The 17239-nt window shown below is 45.8% G+C and carries 16 protein-coding genes; 8 read left to right on the top strand and 8 right to left on the bottom strand.

Features of this window, described 5'->3' with window-relative positions; all coding sequences use genetic code 11:
• Window positions 1-28: 28 nt before the first annotated feature.
• The 6 genes from AMICO_RS00975 to AMICO_RS00950 all read right to left on the bottom strand — a co-directional run bounded on the left by AMICO_RS00975 (window position 29) and on the right by AMICO_RS00950 (window position 7451).
• Complete coding sequence (locus AMICO_RS00975; RefSeq protein ID WP_013047614.1) at window positions 29-1363, bottom strand: TRAP transporter large permease; 1335 nt, start codon at window positions 1361-1363, stop codon at window positions 29-31.
• On the bottom strand, window positions 1364-1888 hold the full coding sequence (locus tag AMICO_RS00970; RefSeq protein ID WP_013047613.1) for a TRAP transporter small permease: 525 nt from the start codon (window positions 1886-1888) through the stop codon (window positions 1364-1366).
• 168 nt (window positions 1889-2056) lie between these two features.
• A complete protein-coding gene (locus tag AMICO_RS00965; protein WP_013047612.1) occupies window positions 2057-3139 on the bottom strand; it encodes a TRAP transporter substrate-binding protein in 1083 nt (360 codons plus the stop codon).
• Window positions 3140-3362: 223 nt separating this feature from the next.
• Window positions 3363-4832: a pyridoxal-phosphate dependent enzyme gene (locus AMICO_RS00960; protein ID WP_013047611.1), complete on the bottom strand. Its 1470-nt coding sequence runs from the start codon at window positions 4830-4832 to the stop codon at window positions 3363-3365.
• Between the two features lie 33 nt (window positions 4833-4865).
• Window positions 4866-6122 (bottom strand): serine hydroxymethyltransferase, encoded by a 1257-nt coding sequence (locus tag AMICO_RS00955; RefSeq protein ID WP_013047610.1) that lies wholly within the window; start codon window positions 6120-6122, stop codon window positions 4866-4868.
• Window positions 6123-6257: 135 nt separating this feature from the next.
• Window positions 6258-7451: a YgeY family selenium metabolism-linked hydrolase gene (locus AMICO_RS00950; protein WP_013047609.1), complete on the bottom strand. Its 1194-nt coding sequence runs from the start codon at window positions 7449-7451 to the stop codon at window positions 6258-6260.
• 109 nt (window positions 7452-7560) lie between these two features.
• Between AMICO_RS00950 and AMICO_RS00945 the strand changes: the two genes are divergently transcribed.
• Entirely contained in the window at window positions 7561-8475 is a 915-nt protein-coding gene (locus tag AMICO_RS00945; protein ID WP_013047608.1) for a LysR family transcriptional regulator, read from the top strand.
• 213 nt (window positions 8476-8688) lie between these two features.
• Here AMICO_RS00945 and pepF read toward each other — a convergent pair whose 3' ends face one another.
• Both pepF and AMICO_RS00935 read right to left on the bottom strand, forming a co-directional pair.
• Window positions 8689-10515 carry an oligoendopeptidase F gene (gene pepF / locus AMICO_RS00940; RefSeq protein WP_013047607.1) on the bottom strand — a complete coding sequence of 609 codons (1827 nt, stop codon included), beginning with the start codon at window positions 10513-10515 and terminating at the stop codon, window positions 8689-8691.
• 84 nt (window positions 10516-10599) lie between these two features.
• A complete protein-coding gene (locus AMICO_RS00935) occupies window positions 10600-11172 on the bottom strand; it encodes a flavin reductase family protein (protein WP_013047606.1) in 573 nt (190 codons plus the stop codon).
• 237 nt (window positions 11173-11409) lie between these two features.
• Here AMICO_RS00935 and AMICO_RS00930 point away from each other — a divergent pair, with 237 nt between their 5' ends.
• The 7 genes from AMICO_RS00930 to AMICO_RS00900 all read left to right on the top strand — a co-directional run bounded on the left by AMICO_RS00930 (window position 11410) and on the right by AMICO_RS00900 (window position 17238).
• Window positions 11410-11901, top strand: coding sequence for an Hsp20/alpha crystallin family protein (locus AMICO_RS00930; RefSeq protein WP_013047605.1), 492 nt, complete (start codon window positions 11410-11412; stop codon window positions 11899-11901).
• 61 nt (window positions 11902-11962) lie between these two features.
• Entirely contained in the window at window positions 11963-12319 is a 357-nt protein-coding gene (locus AMICO_RS00925; RefSeq protein ID WP_041459427.1) for an encapsulin-associated ferritin-like protein, read from the top strand.
• 39 nt (window positions 12320-12358) lie between these two features.
• A complete protein-coding gene (locus AMICO_RS00920; protein WP_013047603.1) occupies window positions 12359-13165 on the top strand; it encodes a family 1 encapsulin nanocompartment shell protein in 807 nt (268 codons plus the stop codon).
• Between the two features lie 59 nt (window positions 13166-13224).
• Window positions 13225-14373, top strand: a complete 1149-nt coding sequence (locus AMICO_RS00915) for a baeRF7 domain-containing protein (protein ID WP_013047602.1) — start codon at window positions 13225-13227, stop codon at window positions 14371-14373.
• Between the two features lie 246 nt (window positions 14374-14619).
• Window positions 14620-15723 (top strand): D-alanine--D-alanine ligase family protein, encoded by a 1104-nt coding sequence (locus AMICO_RS00910; protein WP_013047601.1) that lies wholly within the window; start codon window positions 14620-14622, stop codon window positions 15721-15723.
• Window positions 15724-15725: 2 nt separating this feature from the next.
• Window positions 15726-16778: a D-alanine--D-alanine ligase family protein gene (locus AMICO_RS00905; protein ID WP_013047600.1), complete on the top strand. Its 1053-nt coding sequence runs from the start codon at window positions 15726-15728 to the stop codon at window positions 16776-16778.
• On the top strand, window positions 16765-17238 hold the full coding sequence (locus AMICO_RS00900; protein WP_013047599.1) for a GNAT family N-acetyltransferase: 474 nt from the start codon (window positions 16765-16767) through the stop codon (window positions 17236-17238). The genes AMICO_RS00905 and AMICO_RS00900 overlap by 14 nt, the downstream gene beginning before the upstream one ends.
• The last annotated feature ends 1 nt before the right edge of the window (window position 17239 follow it).

Here is a 17239-nt window from a genome sequence, read left to right as displayed (position 1 = left end):
CCCTCAAAAAATTTTCCCATTCTCAGAATTACCATGGTCCCACTATGGATGATCCCAAAAGAATTTCAGGAAGCCAGCATGACAATGCTGGAATATATGTAGTCAGCAACAAAACGGGAATTGAGACCAAAAACAAAAACGGCAACATCGTTTTTGTTAATTCTGCGGCCGGTACCTCTGCCAGTCGTGAACCAACAAAGATTGACATAGCAAAGGGCGGTGTCATGACTCCTATTCCCACATTGACAACCATGATAGCTCCAAGGTGCACCAAGTTTATGCCGAGCTCCTGCATAAGAGGAAGCGCCAAGGGAACAACGAGGATCAAAATAGGAATACCATCAAGGAACATGCCCAGTATCAAAAGGAAGAAGTTTAACATGAGAAGAATGAGATATTTGTTTTCAAACATGTTCAGCATAAAATTGGCCACTTCCTGAGCTACTCCCTGACGGGTAAGGTAGCGGGTAAGGATTGTTCCGCCGGCGAGAAGCAAAGTAGTCATACCAAAAGTACCAATAGTGCTGGAGAGAGCCTTCTTCAGCTTGGCGTTGGTAAGTTCACGATAGACAAACCAGCCTATCAAAAGACAGTATACTGCGGCAATGCCGCCAGCTTCGTTAGGAGTAAAGATTCCGCCATAGATACCAACGAGGATCAGCACTGGACAACCGAGCGCCGGAATGGCAATCTTGCCTGTGTGCAATATATCTTTAACAGATTCTTCAAAAGTGGTGGGAAGCAAAGGTTTTTCTGTGCTTTCAAACGTATAACGCCCCACCATAAAGTAGTTTAGCATCCCGTAACCAATAGCCAGCAAGATCCCCGGAAAGACAGTGGCCAGAAAGAGGGCCGCCACAGACTGCCCCGCCAGAAGACAATAGATCATTGCAGGCACACTGGGAGGAATCAGATATCCCAAATAGCTTGAAGAACAAAGAAGAGCTGTCGTATACACCCTTCTGTAGCCGAACTTCTCCAACCGCGGCACCAGCAATGGAATCAGCGCCGCAATGCAGGGGACGGATGATCCCGTTAAAGCACTAAGGAATAGAGTCGCCACAATACCTACGCCCGTAAGACCGCCTCTGAGGCGCCCAACCAGTGAATAAGAAAAGTTAACTATGCGATCTGCCAATCCTGCCTCTGATATCAACGCTCCTGAAAAAACAAAAAACGCTATAGCCATAATTGTTGATGAATCTAACGAATGAAAAAAAGCATTTGCCATAAAGACCGTAGGGCTCCCCATAACAAAAAGGCCCAAAGCCGTTGAACCTATAAAAAGCCACCCTATGGGGAAACCCAGAACGATCCCCACAAGAAAAGCAATTAGTGTGGTCACCGTACCGAGGTCTAACATCTATTTTGCCTCCCCTTCATTTACTGAAATCCAGCGGAGTTGTTTTAACTCGTAAACATCACAAGCTACATGCCAGCCGTAATGGAGAATCACCAAAACGATCATTACTGCCATTGCGTAAATAAGCCAGCTCATATTGAACCAGCGAACAAGAGTCGCGTACTCCGGGTATCTATACGCTCTTTTAGCAACTCTCATAACAGGACTACTAATAGAAAGCACCATAAGGATGGTGACAGAACTCTTAACGATATCGAAGATCGCCCTTTTCGCCCTGTCATCCCCGCAAAAATGATCGGGGAGAATATCGACAGCAATATGTGTTTTCAGAGCCGCACCATAGGGGATAGCAATATAAATTGTGAAAATGAAGATATAAAGCGCAAAATCAGCAATCCACATAATTTCGAAATGCAACCAGTACCGATTGACTACTTGACAGAACGTAAGAACGATTGCTGTCAAAAGCCCTATAGAACCTAAAATAAACTCTATTTTCTCTACGTGCGAAAAAAATTTTTTCATGGTAACACTTCCTTCTCTATCGAAGTGCAATTCCCCCCAAGATTGCAGAGAGCCTTCCCCCTTGAATAAAAGGGGGTTTCACTGAGGGGAACAGATCTAAAAAAATACAGCAGGTAAATAATGGATAAAACAAGGAGGCAGCCTGAAAGCCGCCTCCTTGTTTTATATCTATTTCTTTCCAGCTAAAACTTTTTCCCTGTTTGCCGCAAGTTCGTCAAGAATCTTTTGAGTCATGTTCTGGCCAGGATAATGTTTGTCAAGCCAAGGAGTGCAAAGTTCTTCCCAAACGCTCAGCATGTTCGCTTTTTCCCGGAATGCGGTTCTCTCTTCATCTGTGGGGTAATAAATTTCAAAATTGGCCTGCTTTTTCAGGAAATCCTGAAATTCATCTGCCATACGCTCTTGAATTGCATACTGATGCTCTTCAGCCTCTAAAGCGGCTTTCTCTATAGCGGCCTTAAGATCATCAGAAAGTCCATCCCAAATGTCTTTATTGATGACAACCTGGTTCGCATCCCACATCCAGTCGAGAGAAGTGTAATATTTCAAAACTTCATAGTGGCGCTCTTCAACAAGTGAAGGCCACATAGACCAGCATCCATCAACTACGCCGCGAGACAGAGCGTTATAAAGCTCTCCCCATGGAACTGTTTCTACAGTCATGCCTGTGCCGGACGCCATATTCTGAAGTCCTCTTACGCAGCCAAGAGAAGAAGAAACTCGCAGTTTCAGGTTTTTAAAATCTTCAGGAGTCTTAATGGGGCGGGTATTGTTTCCAATGCCGTAAGATCCCTGGGATACGGTGAAAAGAACGTGCATGCCAACTTCGTTCATTGCTTCTTCCATAGGCACATACAGGCATCCGTTGGGACGGGAGAAAGCCATCTTGCACTCTTCCCAAGACTCCACTGTCCAGGGCATCCAGTTGAACATTCCACCGGGAACCAGGTTTACATAAGGAGCAACTCCGCATATTTCGACTTCCCCATCCTGTACAGCGTGGAAAATCTCATCAAGAGTACCAAGCTGGTTGTCAGGGAAAAATTCAACCTGAATCCGGCCATCACTGTATTTCTCAATTAATTCGCAGAAAAGCTTGTAGGACTCCCCCTGAGAAGCACGAACTGAAGTCTGTCCAAAACGCCATTTGTATTCCGGCGCTTTCGCGCTTGCCGCAATGGCGCTGCTTAAAAATAAAACAACCAACATGAGAACTAAACACTTACGCAAGAACCCAACCCTAGACATCATATAACGCCTCCTTTTTCTTATGCAGTCCCTCAAGAGGACTGTGGTCCAAGAGCTTTGAAACCCGACAACGCTATTTTTGTGAATTACCACTTGAAACAAATGACATAAAATTCACACATAATCTTCCGGCCCCTTTGTCCTAGGCACGCCCCTTTATATAATCATGGGTAAAGAGGGCTGCCTGGAAAAAGAAGACCGAATATCTTCAGCTCTCTAACTCACATTAAACAAGAAGACCCGTCAATCTGTTGAATTCGTCTATTCTTTCGTCAATGGCGTCAGCCATGCCCTGGATAGAGCCCCAGTACTCATCATAGTCGTACCACTGGGCATTCAGTTCCTCAGACGTGCGCCCCTGCTGCTCGATCCACGTGTAGTACTTTAGGTTATGGACTCGCTTGCGGGCGTAGTAGGAAAGCTCTTCCATGGCATCTATGCCTACTCCAAGAACGTGGCGGTTATGGTCAACAGACGCCATCATCTCTGTGTAGGGCCCTGTCTCGTCGGCCATTTCCTTCACACGGGAACCGTACATCTCCATGGAGTCTGTCAAAACTGTCATGATCACATCGTTCTTGCCAAGTTCATAGTACTTGGCCATCTTGATGGCCATCAGAATGTTTGCCGCACCTGATATGCCTATCAGCGGAAGGCTCTCTATGAACTCTTCGGAAACTCCGTTCTTGCGAAGATACTCATGGCCCGAATCCTCGTTGAAGAGGCGGATCATGGCCATGCTGTCTGCGTCGTCCACATCTATAACCATATCGGTGTTCTTCACGTTATGGATCCAGGGAACGTGCTTGTCGCCTATGCCCTCAAGCCGGTGGGCGCCAAATCCATTCCACAACAGAGTGGGGCACTGAAGAGCCTCCCCTACCGCTATCTTGCTCAGGGGATACTTCTTCTTCAAAAAGTCGCCGCTCGCAAGGGTGCCGCCTGATCCAGATGTAATTACAACGCCAAAATACCGGTCCTTCTCACCGCAAACTTCCTGCAGAACGTCGTACATGGCGTTGCCTGTCACCTCGTAGTGCCAAAGATGGTTCCCAAACTCCTCGAACTGGTTGAAGATCATGATGTTGTCCCGGGTCTTACGAAGCTCCCAGACCTTGTCGTAAATCTCCTTGACGTTGCTCTCCGTGCCCGGAGTACCTATGACCTCTCCTGCCACCGTCTTAAGCCACTCAAAACGTTCAGGGCTCATGCCTTCAGGCAATATGGCAATGGATTCGCACCCAAGAAGCTGGGCGTTATAGGCGCCGCCACGGCAATAGTTGCCCGTGGAGGGCCATACGGCCTTCTGGGCAGTGGGGTCAAACTGTCCCGTCACAAGACGAGGAGCTAGACAGCCAAAGCTCGCTCCAACCTTGTGGGCTCCCGTCGGGAACCATTTGCCGACTATGGCAACTATCCTGGCGTTTACTCCCGTCACTTCACGGGGAATCTCCACGTAGTTGGTCTTGCCGAACAGCCCTCCTTGCTTCTTGGGCTCGTTCTTCCAGGTTATGCGGAAAAGGTTTACTGGGTCTACATCCCAAAGACCGGTGTTCTTAAGACGCTCCTTGATCTTGTCGGGGGTATAACGATCCGGATCCTTCATCTGCTTGAAGGTGGGTATTATTACGTTGCGCTCCTTGGCTCGCTCTATTGCCTTCTTGAGCCCTTTCTCGTGAATGGTCAGATCGATCATTCGCTTTCACTCCTGTTCTAATTATAAATATGCTTACATTCCCGCGTAGAGGGGATATTTGCCACAGAGATCAAGGACCTCGGCGCGGATGCGGGAAAGTACCTTATCGTTCTCTACGTTCTTCGCCACTTCGTCCATCCAGGACGCTATCTGCTCCATCTCGCTGGAACCAAAGCCGCGGGTGGTCACCGCCGGCGTGCCGATTCTCACTCCGCTAGTGATAAAGGGGCTCTGGGTATCGAAAGGCACTGTGTTCTTGTTCACCGTGATGCCTGCCTTGTCAAGGGCTGTCTCAAGGGCCTTACCCGTTACGCCACGGCTCGTGAGGTTGATCAGGATAAGGTGGTTGTCCGTTCCACCGGAAACAAGATGAAAATCATGTTTCAGAAGGGCTTCCGCGAGGGAGGCCGCGTTCTTGACTATTCTGCCCTGGTACTCCTTGAAGGACGGCTGAAGGGCTTCCTCAAAAGCCACTGCCTTGGACGCGATAATGTGCATAAGAGGACCCCCCTGCATACCGGGGAAGATGCTCTTGTCAACTCCCTTGGCAAAGGCCTCTCGGCACATGATCATGCCGCCGCGGGGACCGCGAAGGGTCTTATGGGTGGTGGTGGTGACAAAGTCGCAGAATGGAATGGGGTCTTTGTGAAGCTTCGCCGCCACAAGACCCGCTATGTGCGCAATGTCGAACATCAGCAGAGAGCCTGCCTTGTCCGCTATCTCGCGGAATTTCTCCGCGTCAATCTCACGGGGATAGGCGCTGCCCCCGCAGACGATGAGCTTAGGCCTGTGGGCTAGGGCAAGGCGTTCAACTTCGGCAAAGTCGATGGTCTCTGTATCTTTGCTCACTCCGTAAGGAATGATGTTGTACAGCTGTCCGGAAAAGTTCACCGGGGAGCCATGGGTCAGGTGGCCGCCGTGGGACAAGTTCATGGCCAGAATGGTGTCGCCGGGCTCAAGGCATGTAAAGTAGACTGCCATGTTGGCCTGGGAGCCGGAGTGAGGCTGGACGTTCACGTGGTCGCAGCCAAAAAGCTGTTTCGCTCTGTCACGGGCAAGGTTCTCGGCTTCATCAACTACGTGGCAGCCTCCGTAGTAGCGGTGGGCAGGGTAGCCTTCCGCGTATTTATTGGTCAGCACTGATCCCATGGCGCACATGACGGCGGGGGATACAAAGTTCTCTGAGGCTATAAGCTCGATGCCGTGTTCCTGACGCTCCCGTTCACGGGTTATAACATCGGCTATGGCCCGATCCGTCTTCTCTAATTCTTCCCATGCTTTCTCAAACATATGGTTCCCTCCTACATATAATGAGATGATTTAAACTTTTTAAATAACATTATTACGGATCGAGCGACGCGCCATATCCCTCAAAACCCGTATGGGCCGTTCGATCTCAATACACTCATCAACTACGCGGGCGACCTAAGTCAGAACTTCTTTTGCTATGCCTTCATATCCTTGAAAAGCGAGGAACAAGTCATTTATTTCAATATATTCATCTATGCTGTGAACAAGCCTGCGTCCAGAGGGGCCAAAAACGATAGTAGGAATACCTAGTTCTCCTGCGTAATAACAACCGTTCGTACCAAACCCCGGTGAATCCGATACGCCTCCCTCCATACCCAAAGTTTCAACGGCTCTCAATGCCCTTTTAAGGTAGTCAGACTCTTCGGGCAAGGCCCATGCCCGGGCAAAATGAGTTCCTCTGATAGATGCGCCAGTATAGGTCCGATCTTCTGTTTCTGAGATAAATATTTTCACTTTGATACCGCGCAAAGAATCCTTCGCCCTTTCGATCAGCCCCTTGAACTTTCTTACAACTGATTCAGGAGTATCGTCAGGAAAAACCCGCAAATCAAAGATTGCCCTGCAAATTTCCGGGACAAGCCCTGTTCCCAGGTCTGGGTATGTTCGAAGAGTTGTGAGAACTAAAATGTTTTCGCCAAAGAATGGTTTAAAAGAAGGAGAGTAGGATTGGTGAATAGAAGAAAGAATTGATATCATCGCATCTGCCGCGTTCGAACCAAATTCGGGATTGGAAGAGTGAGTCATTCTACCCTGTGTTTCAATGACTATTTCAGCTCGACCGCGCTGCCCTCTTTTTATTTTCAACTCTGTAGCTTCTCCCAAAACAACAAAATCAGGAGGAAATGCGGACGCTACCGTGCGGGAGGCAACTCCCTCGAATCGTTCCTGAAACACCGTGCCAGCCACAACAAGTTCGCCTTTCAGCTTGTTGTAAAAGTTGTTTTTCAACTCTGCTCCCGCAAGGATCATAGCGGCAAGGCATCCTTTTTGATCCGATGCCCCACGGCCGTAGATGCAGCCATCTTTTATAAATGCCCCGTAAGGATAGTAACTCCAATCCGTAAGGGTGCCCGGATCAATATGATCCATTTGAGACTCTAATAGAAGCCTCTTGCCTGGTGTGGCGAAAAACTGCCTTCCAATGACATTTCCGTAAAGATCTATTGACACCTCATCGTACCCAATAGAACGCATGGTATCAGCGATAAAGGTTGCCACTTCCCGCTCTTTCCCCGAGGGACTTGGTCTTCTTATAAGTTCTTGACATATTCGAACAAGGTCCGATTGCCTTTTTCCGTTAAGAACCATATTGACCCCTCCCTATTTATAAACTAGGATACATCTGTTACTATTTATTTCAATAAACAATAACTAATAACAACCATAATATTTACATTATGTCAAAGAAGGGATGCTTATGAATCTTAATCAGTTGCGGGTTTTTTGCGCTATTGTGGAGGAAGGTTCTTTTCGACAGGCAGGAGAAAAACTTTTCCTTTCCCAACCTTCAGTAAGCCAATATATAGCTGCTCTTGAGAAAAATTACGATGTGAAACTTTTTCTGCGTCGCGGCCGTTCCATTTCTCTCACCCCTGAAGGGCGGACGCTCTACATTCTAGCCCAGGACCTTTTTAAGCTTGTTGACGCTGTTCCGGAAAAGTTTCGGGAAATGCAGCTTCTTAAATACGGAGAGCTGTGCATAGGCACCACCCCTACGTGCGGAAAGACGTTTCTGCCCTTGATTATGTCAGAATATCGCCACAAATTCCCTCACATAAAGGTACAGATCAAAACAGCCAATGAAGAGACACTGCTCACAATGATTGAAAAGGACGAAATAGAGTTGGCTTTCTTTGGCCACAACCCGCTTCTCAGTCCATCGTCAACTCTTACCATGCAGTCTCTCGGCAGAAGTTCTTTTGCCCTTATAGCGCCACCTGATCATCCCTGGGCACAATGGAAAATTATTTCCCCCGCCCAGCTCCTCGAAGAAAATTTTATCTCTTATAGCAAGGATACTGCTCATTATTGTTTTGTAAATGACTTTTTTCTCAATAACAAACTAAAAACCCCTCGCTTAACTCAGGTAGATAACGAGGAATTGCTGCTCCAGCTCGTTACTCAGGGCTTTGGCATGGGGATAGCCATGGAAATAGCCGTACGAAAAGAAGTGAAACAAAAAGAAGTCATCATACTTCCTCTTCAGAATCTTGCTGGGATAAGCCGTGAAATATTTCTTGCCCACTCTACCATTAAGGGACTTACCTACGCCGGGTGGGAGATGGGGAAGATCGCCGAACAGATTACTTTTAGCTTTTTAAACCAGGGCTAAACAATAGCTTTGTATAAAAGGCTAAAAAAACATCTAGGTTGTTCTTTATTTTTGGTTATTAGCCCCATGAATATAAACAATCCTTTATGTACACTATAGATGCTTAAAGATAAAAATCACCACCTCCAGAAGTTACAGAGATTCCCCAGAAATAAGAGAGTTCCCGAAGTGCCCTCGGGAACTCTCTTTTATAATTTCTCCTCTTCAAAAATTTTATAGCAGGTCCTTCAGTTCACCTAACTTTTCTTTAAAGAGATTGAGCGTGTCCTGCAGTGGTTGCGGTGTCGCCATGTCTACGCCAGCGTTTTTAAGAATGTCAATGGAATAGGCGGCCCCCCCCTGCTTAAGGAAATCAAGATAAGATTTTCTCGCCGCTATTCCATCCCCTACGATTCGTTGAGAAAGGGATGTTGCTGCCGCATAGCCTGTTACATACTTATACACATAGAAAGCAGTGTAGAAATGGGGAATACGAGCCCATTCTATGTCAATATGGGCATCTACAGAAATCTCCGGGCCATAGTACGTCACGTTCAGACCATGCCATAATGCTGAAAGCCGTTCTGCTGTCAAAGGTTCCCCTGCCTCCGCCATATTGTGAACCTGCCGTTCAAAATCCGCAAACATGGCCTGTCGATATACTGTTGTTCGAATCTGTTCAAGAGAATAATTCAGCAAATATAGCCGGCTCTGGCGATCAAGAGAACTCTCAAGAAGATGATCTAGCAATAATGCTTCGTTTGTTGTAGAAGCAACTTCCGCGAGAAAAATTGTATAGTCAGCATAAATAAAAGGCTGGTGGCCGTGAGAATACCAAGTGTGAATAGCATGCCCCATCTCGTGGGCGATTGTAAACACATCTTGAATGGTCCCATTGTAGTTCAGCAAAACATAAGGGTGGGTTCCGTAACTGCCCCATGAATAAGCCCCTTTTCGTTTCCCCTGATTTTCGTACACATCAATCCATCCCGCTTCGAAACCATGCTTCAAAACAGAAATATATTCTTCCCCTAGAGGCTCAAGGCCTTTTACAACCATGGCAAGAGCCTCTTCATAGGTGATGTTCTTTTTAATCTCATTGGCGAGGGGGACGTAGAGATCATACATGCAAAGTTCAGGAACATTTAAAATTTCTTTTCTTAAAGCTACATATTCATGAAGAGGCTTCAGGTTGAAACGCACAGTATCCACCACAGAATCATACACAGAGAGGGGAATATGATCGGAATCAAGGGCTGCTTCCAGACAACTCCCATACTTTCTTGACATGGCATAAAATAGATCGCCCTTCACACTAGAACTATACATGGCTGCCAGGGAGTTTCTATATTTACTATAGGTGCCAAAGAGCCCTTCATAGGCTTCTCTGCGAACCTGTCGGTCTTGCGACCGAATAAGCCGTGTATATCTTTCTTCGCTCAGTTCGATCGTATTCCCATCTTCATCGAAGACCTCTGGAAAGACCATATCGGCGTTGGTAAAAAGGGAAAAGATGTTCTCCGGCCCCCTTGCCACCTCGCCAGAACGAGCCAGCAATTCCTCCTCTGACGGAGTAAGGGTATGGGGAGCCATCCTCAAAATATTTTCAAAAAAGAAAGCGTACTGCTTCAAATCTTCAGATTGCCCCAGAAAACCGTCTATGACTCCCTTTCCCCCAGAAAGAATTTCCGGGGTATAAAAGGAAATAGCAGCCGTGAGTTTTGTAAGCAAATAACCAACACGGTCTGCAAGAGCCTGGTAGAATTCTTTTGAAGTGTCTTCATGACTTTTCATCACTGCGTAAGCATAAAGCTTCCCCATTATAATCTCCGCATTTTCCATCAATCGGATTCCATCCAGAAGAGTGGCTGCTGATTCAAGAAGACACCCCTGGTAGGCCTGAAAACGGGGCAATAGTTTTTCCAGGCCATCGAAATCCTTTTCCCACTCATCTATTGAAGGATAAATATCTTCTAATCTCCATATATATGCGCTATCAATTTCTTCTCTTTTTGGCAGAGCGGTAGGAACATCCGGATTTTTTTCTTGCTGATGCCGCATCTTTTTTATCCTCCTATTTAAAAACATCTCCATTAATCAACAAGCACACGAGGGCACTTCACGGAAACGGATACGAAAATATTGCTACTTCATGAAAAATCTACCCATATGGAACGCTTCTCCCAAGTCCGCTCCCAGAGCATAATAACGCCGATATTTTGGGGTGAAGATGATCGGACGGACCTTCTCCGGATCAGGGTAATTATCACAAGTGAGACATTCTTCGTCTGCCAACGTATTTACAACCTTTCCCACTAACATGACATGGGTTCCCAACTCTATCGTTTGCAAAAGTTTGCACTCTATAGAAACAGGGAACTCCTCAATATAGGGAGCGTCAACTTTTTCTCCCCTCATGGGAGTCAAATTCGTTATAGAAAGTTTATCGTGCTCCCGTCCGGAAACCATGCCAAAATAATCAGACTCTTTTACATATTTTTCTGAAGGGATATTCACAGTGAAAGCTTTCCGATCTACAATATTATTGTAGCTATAGCGGATCTTTTGCAAGGAAATAGTAATGCAGGGAGGGACAGAACAACAAATGCCTCCCCACGCCGCGGCCATAACATTTGGCTTGCCTTTTTCATCATAATTTCCGATAATAAGAACAGGAGCTGGATAAACTGGCATATGGATACCTATGGACTTCTTCATTATTACAACCTCCTTAACCTCATCTCGCCTTTCATTATAATAGAGTAAGAGTATATAGAGACCACAAAAAATAAATTTATTCATTAAACTTAGAAAAAACGACTTCATAGCAATTTATCGCCAATAATTCTGTGTATTTACGTTCATATGTACTTAAATCTACTTGCCTAACCAATGCTGACATATATAATAAATACTGAAAGGTCAATTATGGTCAGTAATTAGGAGGTGGAACATTTGAGACGATTTTTAGCGCGTAGACCAATAGAAAGGATGTTTCCAGTAACTCCTTTCGCCACTCCCATGGAAACGATGATGAAGAACATGATGAGGGGTTTTGACGAAATGATGTCGTCCTTTCCATGGAGCGAAGAGCCCTACGAAGCAGCAATGAGCCCTAGGGGGGACATGTACAGAAAAGATGGGAAAATTATCGCGGAACTAGAGCTTCCAGGTATTGATCCTTCTCAGATGGATTTGAAAATATATCCGGACAGGCTTGTTATTACCGCAGAGAAAAAAGACGAACGTCAAATTGAAGAGGAAAATTACTACAGAACAGAACGATATTACGGAAATATTTCGCGGATTTTACAATTCCCTGAAGAGGTTGATCCTGGAACTGCAAAAGCTTCATACAAAAAAGGGATTCTGACAATTGAAGTAACCGAAAAGAAACAACCCGAAGAATGCAAGGTGCTCGAGATAAAGAACGAAGACTTGGAATAAGGGGAGGCGGGCAGGCCATATGGCCTGCCCGCCATTTCTATCTTTGGAGGGGAGTGAAACAATGCAGTATACGGAACCTGTGGAACACCTTGATGATTTGACCCGCAGATGTGCTATGGCATTAAAAAGCATGCAAGAAGAACTGGAAGCTATTAACTGGTATAACCAGCGAGTTGCCGCCACTGAGGACAAAGATCTGAAGGCTCTTCTTGGGCATAACAGAGATGAGGAGATAGAACATGCGGTGATGCTCATAGAATGGCTGCGACGTAACATGCCGGGCTGGGACAAAGAACTCCGCCAGTATCTTTTTACTGAAAGTTCACTGCTCGCAATGGAGGAAGCTGCCACCGAAGATTCCACAGAAAAAAGTGAAATACTTTCGGGAAGCCTCAATATAGGCAGTCTTAAAGAATAGATAAATATACCTTAAAGATTTAATAAGGAGGATTCCTATATGGACATACTCAGAAGATCAACAGTAATGGTAAGTTCTGAAGCGTGGCATGAAATGGATGAACAAGCCAAGCGTGTTCTTGAATCTCACCTTTCAGCCCGAAAGTTTATAGATGTTATCGGCCCTAAGGGTTGGGATTATGCCGCTCACCCCTGCGGCAGGCTCGACATCCCCCATGAAACTTCTGAAGGAAATGTGGCCTACGGAATTCACCAAGTTCTTCCACTTGTAGAATCCCGGGTAACTTTCGACCTTGATCTGTGGGAGCTTGATAACATTACACGGGGCCTGAAAAACCCGGACCTTTCTCCATTGGATGAAGCAGCCCGCCGTATAGCCGCCTTCGAAGAGAAAGCTGTGTACGAAGGCCTCCCATCGGCCGGGATAGAAGGATTATGGGAAACAGCAAAGGATAGAACATTGAAAATAAGAGATACGTCCTCTGCCCGAGGAGTAATGGAGGTTATCAGCTCTGGCATTTATCGTTTCCAGCAAGACGCCATAGAGGGCCCTTATGCCCTTGTTGCCTCCCCAACTCTCTGGAAATCTCTTTATTCTCTCTCTGAATGCTATCCTCTTTTCAAAAATGTCAAGGAGGTTCTTGAGGGTCCCGTTATTCTTTCTACCCATGAAAAAGAATCTTTTCTCGTCTCCATGCGGGGCGGTGATATGGAACTTGTAGTAGGACAGGATCTTTCCCTTGGTTTCATTGGCAATGACTCTCGAAAAGGAACTTTTTTCCTAACAGAGTCCTTTACGTTCAGAGTCATTAACTCAGAAGCCATAATCCCCCTTGCCCTTTCTTAAAAATCTCTTTTGAAAAGGAGCGCGCAGTCGAGTTATATGGAATGAAGGGAGGAGTATATATGGAAATACTGACCAGAGAAGTGTTAAAGGAACTTTTAGAAAAAGGTCAGGGACCTTGCCTCTCTCTGTATATGACAAACCCGTCATCAGGAGACCCCCGACAAGCACAAATACGTTTTAAGTCTTTGCTTCAGGATGGTGAAAAAGCGTTGAAAGACCTTGGAATGAAAGAGCAGGAAGCTGAGGCCTTTCTTGAGCAGGCAAAAAAACTTTTAGTGAACTCTGTTTTTTGGCAGAATCTCGAAAATGGGCTGGCTCTCTTTCTTTCCTCAAATATCTTTAAAATATATAATGAGCCTTTTTCATTTTCAGACCTCGTGGTGGTTGCAGAGAGATTTCACTTGAAACCCCTTTTCCCCCTTTTAAGCGGAGAGGGGAAATTCTTTATCCTCGGCATTAGCCAGAAAGGAGTTCGGCTTCTAGAGGGCACCCGCACAAGCACGAGAGAAATAGATGTGGACAATCTCCCTAAAAATGTATCGGACGCCCTCGGTTTCGACACTCCGCAACGACAACTTCAATACCATGTTGCCGGATCTGGAACCAGCGGCATGAAGGGCACCGTCGTCAGAGGCCAGGTTATGGGAGCGGAAGTAGAAAAAAAATATATTCTCAAATATTTTCAAACAATTGATAAGGGGATTACAGATCTTCTCGAAGGAGAACAGTCTCCTCTCATTTTAGCTGGTGTTGATTATCTCCATTCCATATACAGAGAAGCCAACACTTACCCCCACTTGCTCAACGAAGGCATCTACGGAAACCCCGATGCATACAGCCCTAAAGAACTTGGAGAAAAAGGATGGGAAATTGTTTTTCCCCATTTGAAAAAAGAAGAACAAATCTGGGCAGAACGTTACATCGACATGAGGGGAACGGGCAAAACTTCTTGCGATATCGAAGAAACAGTGACGGCTGCGTTCACTGGAAAAGTTGATACTGTTTTTGTAGCTGTTGGAGAACAAGTCTGGGGCCTTTTTGACGAAAAAACATTCAAGGCCACAGTGCATCCGGAAAAACAACCAGGGGACATAGACCTTCTTGATTTTATAGCCTCCCACACTCTCTTGCGAGGGGGACGAGTCTATGTCCTCACACCAGACCATATGCCTGATGTGACAAATGTCGCATCCCTTTTCAGGTTCTAAAAACAAAGCGGGGCCTGTTCTGGCCCCGCTTTATTCTATGTCATTTTCATATAATTCCCCTATTGTATTTGTACCAAAAAGGAATATAATCCGCTCAAGAACCCACGATTAAATAGCGGCACATCCGCTTAATGGGAGGGAAAAATGAGCCAATAGGCTTACAGAAATTCAGAAAAACTTTTAAGGAAATAGGCCCTTCCTTTGCGGGAAGAAAATCACCATCAAATAGTATCGGGGGTTGAGAACATGGAACGTCGCCATGAGGAGGAACGAGAAAATCCTTTACCGCTGAAGAAGCGGAAAAAAGAAGTTCAAGTTATAGGCATTACCTATAATTTGCGAAAAGATGCTCAGGCCGATGAGCCTGACGATATATATGAAGAATACGATTGCCTGGAAACAGTAGAAGCATTGTCCAACGAAATCGCTTCTCTTGGTTTTCAGGTTTTCTTGTTTGAACAGAATGAGCTCCTTCTACAGAAACTCGACTCTATTGCTCCTGATTTTGTGCTGAATATAGCGGAAGGTCTTGGAAACTACAGGGGGAGAGAATCCCAGGTCCCCTGTATTCTTGAAAGCCTCAACATCCCTTTTAGCGGCTCAGACTCTGCGTCCCTTGCCATAGCTCTGGACAAGGTTCTTACGTCCCATGTCCTTCGGGCTTCAAATATTCCTGCACCCAAAAACTATGTCGCCAAACTGCCACAAGATACGACAGAAAAGAAAGTTATTTTTAACACCTGTCAAAAATATATCATTAAGCCTCGCTGGGAAGGGTCATCAAAGGGAATTTTTCTTGATTCCATTGCGGATACACCAGAGAAAGTAAAGACGTGTATCAAGCGGATATGGGAACGTTACAACCAACCAGCAATTGTAGAGGAATTTTTGCCTGGGATAGAAATAACAGCAGGTGTCGCTGGCAACACTCAGCCCAAATGCATTGGCATGATGTCTATTACACCAGTAACTGAAAATAGCTCTTTTTTGTACTCCCTTGAAGAGAAAAGAAACTATCTGGAACGGATTCGATACTCTGGGCCTGATTCAATGAGCCCTCAACTCAGAAAAAAGATCGGGGATCTTGCTGTCCGCGCTTTCAAGGCCCTCGAACTTCGTGATATAGCACGGATCGATTTCCGTCTCGATGACAAGGGGCAACCCCGGGTTATAGACATCAACCCCCTGCCTGGGCTGTCTCCCGCATATAGCGATCTTCCGATCCTTTATCGGCTCAGCGGAGGGGAATATTCGGAACTCATTCAAACCATCCTTCGCGAGGCCTTCTCAAGATATGGTTTGTGTGCTCCTTGCCTCAACAAACCAGAACTGGTAAGGGAGAAGGCTTGATCATGACCAGTAAGGAACAGCCTACAGAACCTCCAGGTAGCGGTCAACGTCCGGTACTTATTGCCGCAGCCAAAGAATATACCCACCGTCAGGATCTTCTCGACTGCCTTATTTGTCGTGAAGATGTGGGGTGTGTTTTGTCTTCTCAGGGCTACTCTATCTACAATCTTGATATCTTTCCAGCTGACCTTGCTGATCCGAAGCACCTCGTTCAACGCATAAATGAGTACCAACCCCTATGCGTTTTTAACCTCTTTGAGGGTTTTGGTTCAGAGCCGTGGCTTGAAGCTTCTTTTTGTGAAATTCTAGAAAAGAATAACCTCACTTTTACTGGAAATCCTTCTGGAGCTCTGCGGCTTTGCATCGATAAACACACGCTTCATCAACAGTTAAAAACCGCGGGCATTCCTGTGCCCTTAAGCTACTTCTTAAAAGGAAAAGAAACATTGGGAACGTTGGAAAACATCTCTTTTCCCCTTTTTATCAAACCTTGCCGTGAGGATGGCAGTGTAGGCATCGACAAAAAGTCTCTAGTTTTTAACGAAGAGGAATTACAGGAAAGTGTCACAGAAAAACTTGCCAAATTCCCCGACGGCATACTCATCCAGGAGTTTCTTTCTGGACCGGAGTACTGTGTAAGTTTTGTTGACAACGGTCCTTTTAGTCCTGTAGGCCTCTGGACTCTTGATTACAGTCGTTACCCAGAATGTCCAGCGTACCTTTCCTACGATGCAAAGTGGAATGAAAACAGTCCTGAGTGGAATCTCTGGCCAGAAGAAATAGATCTTGACTATTCTCTTAAAGAAACCATTCTCCACATGGCATCCAGGGCAGCTCTGGTGGCAGGCTGCAAAGGTTATTTTCGGGTGGATCTGCGTGAAAATCAGGGACATCTATTCGTGATGGATATTAATCCCAATCCCGCTCTTACCAGAGATAGCGGCATGGCAAGACAGTATATGCAAAAAGGGAAAACTTATGAACAACTTGTAATGAAAATACTTCAACTTGCAATCCTGAATTACAAAAAGAGGGACGATCATGAGAACAACTGATTATACCATCGGTGAACACCTGTCCATAGCAAGGGATACTAAGGCTTTCTCTTCAGAGGAATGTTCCGTTCTCGAAGAAGTGCTTTTTGAGTGGCAAGAAAATCCATCAAAGGACTACTTCCTTTTAGAAGAGCGGCGTAATGGAACCCTCTCCGGATTCATTATTTATGGCCCTACTCCTATGACAGAATTTGCATGGGATCTCTACTGGATCATCGTAAACCCCCGTTCCCAAAGGCAGGGAATCGGCCTGAAGCTTCAGAAAAAAATGGAAGAAGAGATGCTTCAGAACAATAAACAAGCAGTTATACGGGTAGAAACTTCAGGTAAAAGCGGCTACGCCGGTCAGCGCCATTTCTATGAGGTGGCCGGTTATTCAGAAAACGGACGGATCCAAGATTTTTATGGGGAAGGTGATGACCTTGTCATCTACACAAAAAAGATTAAAGCCGCGCGATAGG

Origin of the sequence: Aminobacterium colombiense DSM 12261, assembly GCF_000025885.1 — a bacterium.
GTDB lineage: Bacteria > Synergistota > Synergistia > Synergistales > Aminobacteriaceae > Aminobacterium > Aminobacterium colombiense.
The sequence above is the reverse complement of the archived record's forward strand: the minus strand, read 5'-3'. Positions and strand labels throughout refer to the sequence as shown.

Coding starts and splice junctions, on each gene's coding strand:
- AMICO_RS00970 (WP_013047613.1), bottom strand. CDS start 1,888: ATGAAAAAATTTTTTTCGCACGTAGAGAAAATAGAGTTTATTTTAGGT.
- AMICO_RS00975 (WP_013047614.1), bottom strand. CDS start 1,363: ATGTTAGACCTCGGTACGGTGACCACACTAATTGCTTTTCTTGTGGGG.
- AMICO_RS00960 (WP_013047611.1), bottom strand. CDS start 4,832: ATGATCGATCTGACCATTCACGAGAAAGGGCTCAAGAAGGCAATAGAG.
- AMICO_RS00920 (WP_013047603.1), top strand. CDS start 12,359: ATGGACATACTCAGAAGATCAACAGTAATGGTAAGTTCTGAAGCGTGG.
- AMICO_RS00905 (WP_013047600.1), top strand. CDS start 15,726: ATGACCAGTAAGGAACAGCCTACAGAACCTCCAGGTAGCGGTCAACGT.
- AMICO_RS00925 (WP_041459427.1), top strand. CDS start 11,963: ATGCAGTATACGGAACCTGTGGAACACCTTGATGATTTGACCCGCAGA.
- AMICO_RS00955 (WP_013047610.1), bottom strand. CDS start 6,122: ATGTTTGAGAAAGCATGGGAAGAATTAGAGAAGACGGATCGGGCCATA.
- AMICO_RS00910 (WP_013047601.1), top strand. CDS start 14,620: ATGGAACGTCGCCATGAGGAGGAACGAGAAAATCCTTTACCGCTGAAG.
- pepF (WP_013047607.1), bottom strand. CDS start 10,515: ATGCGGCATCAGCAAGAAAAAAATCCGGATGTTCCTACCGCTCTGCCA.
- AMICO_RS00945 (WP_013047608.1), top strand. CDS start 7,561: ATGAATCTTAATCAGTTGCGGGTTTTTTGCGCTATTGTGGAGGAAGGT.
- AMICO_RS00935 (WP_013047606.1), bottom strand. CDS start 11,172: ATGAAGAAGTCCATAGGTATCCATATGCCAGTTTATCCAGCTCCTGTT.
- AMICO_RS00915 (WP_013047602.1), top strand. CDS start 13,225: ATGGAAATACTGACCAGAGAAGTGTTAAAGGAACTTTTAGAAAAAGGT.
- AMICO_RS00950 (WP_013047609.1), bottom strand. CDS start 7,451: ATGGTTCTTAACGGAAAAAGGCAATCGGACCTTGTTCGAATATGTCAA.
- AMICO_RS00965 (WP_013047612.1), bottom strand. CDS start 3,139: ATGATGTCTAGGGTTGGGTTCTTGCGTAAGTGTTTAGTTCTCATGTTG.
- AMICO_RS00900 (WP_013047599.1), top strand. CDS start 16,765: ATGAGAACAACTGATTATACCATCGGTGAACACCTGTCCATAGCAAGG.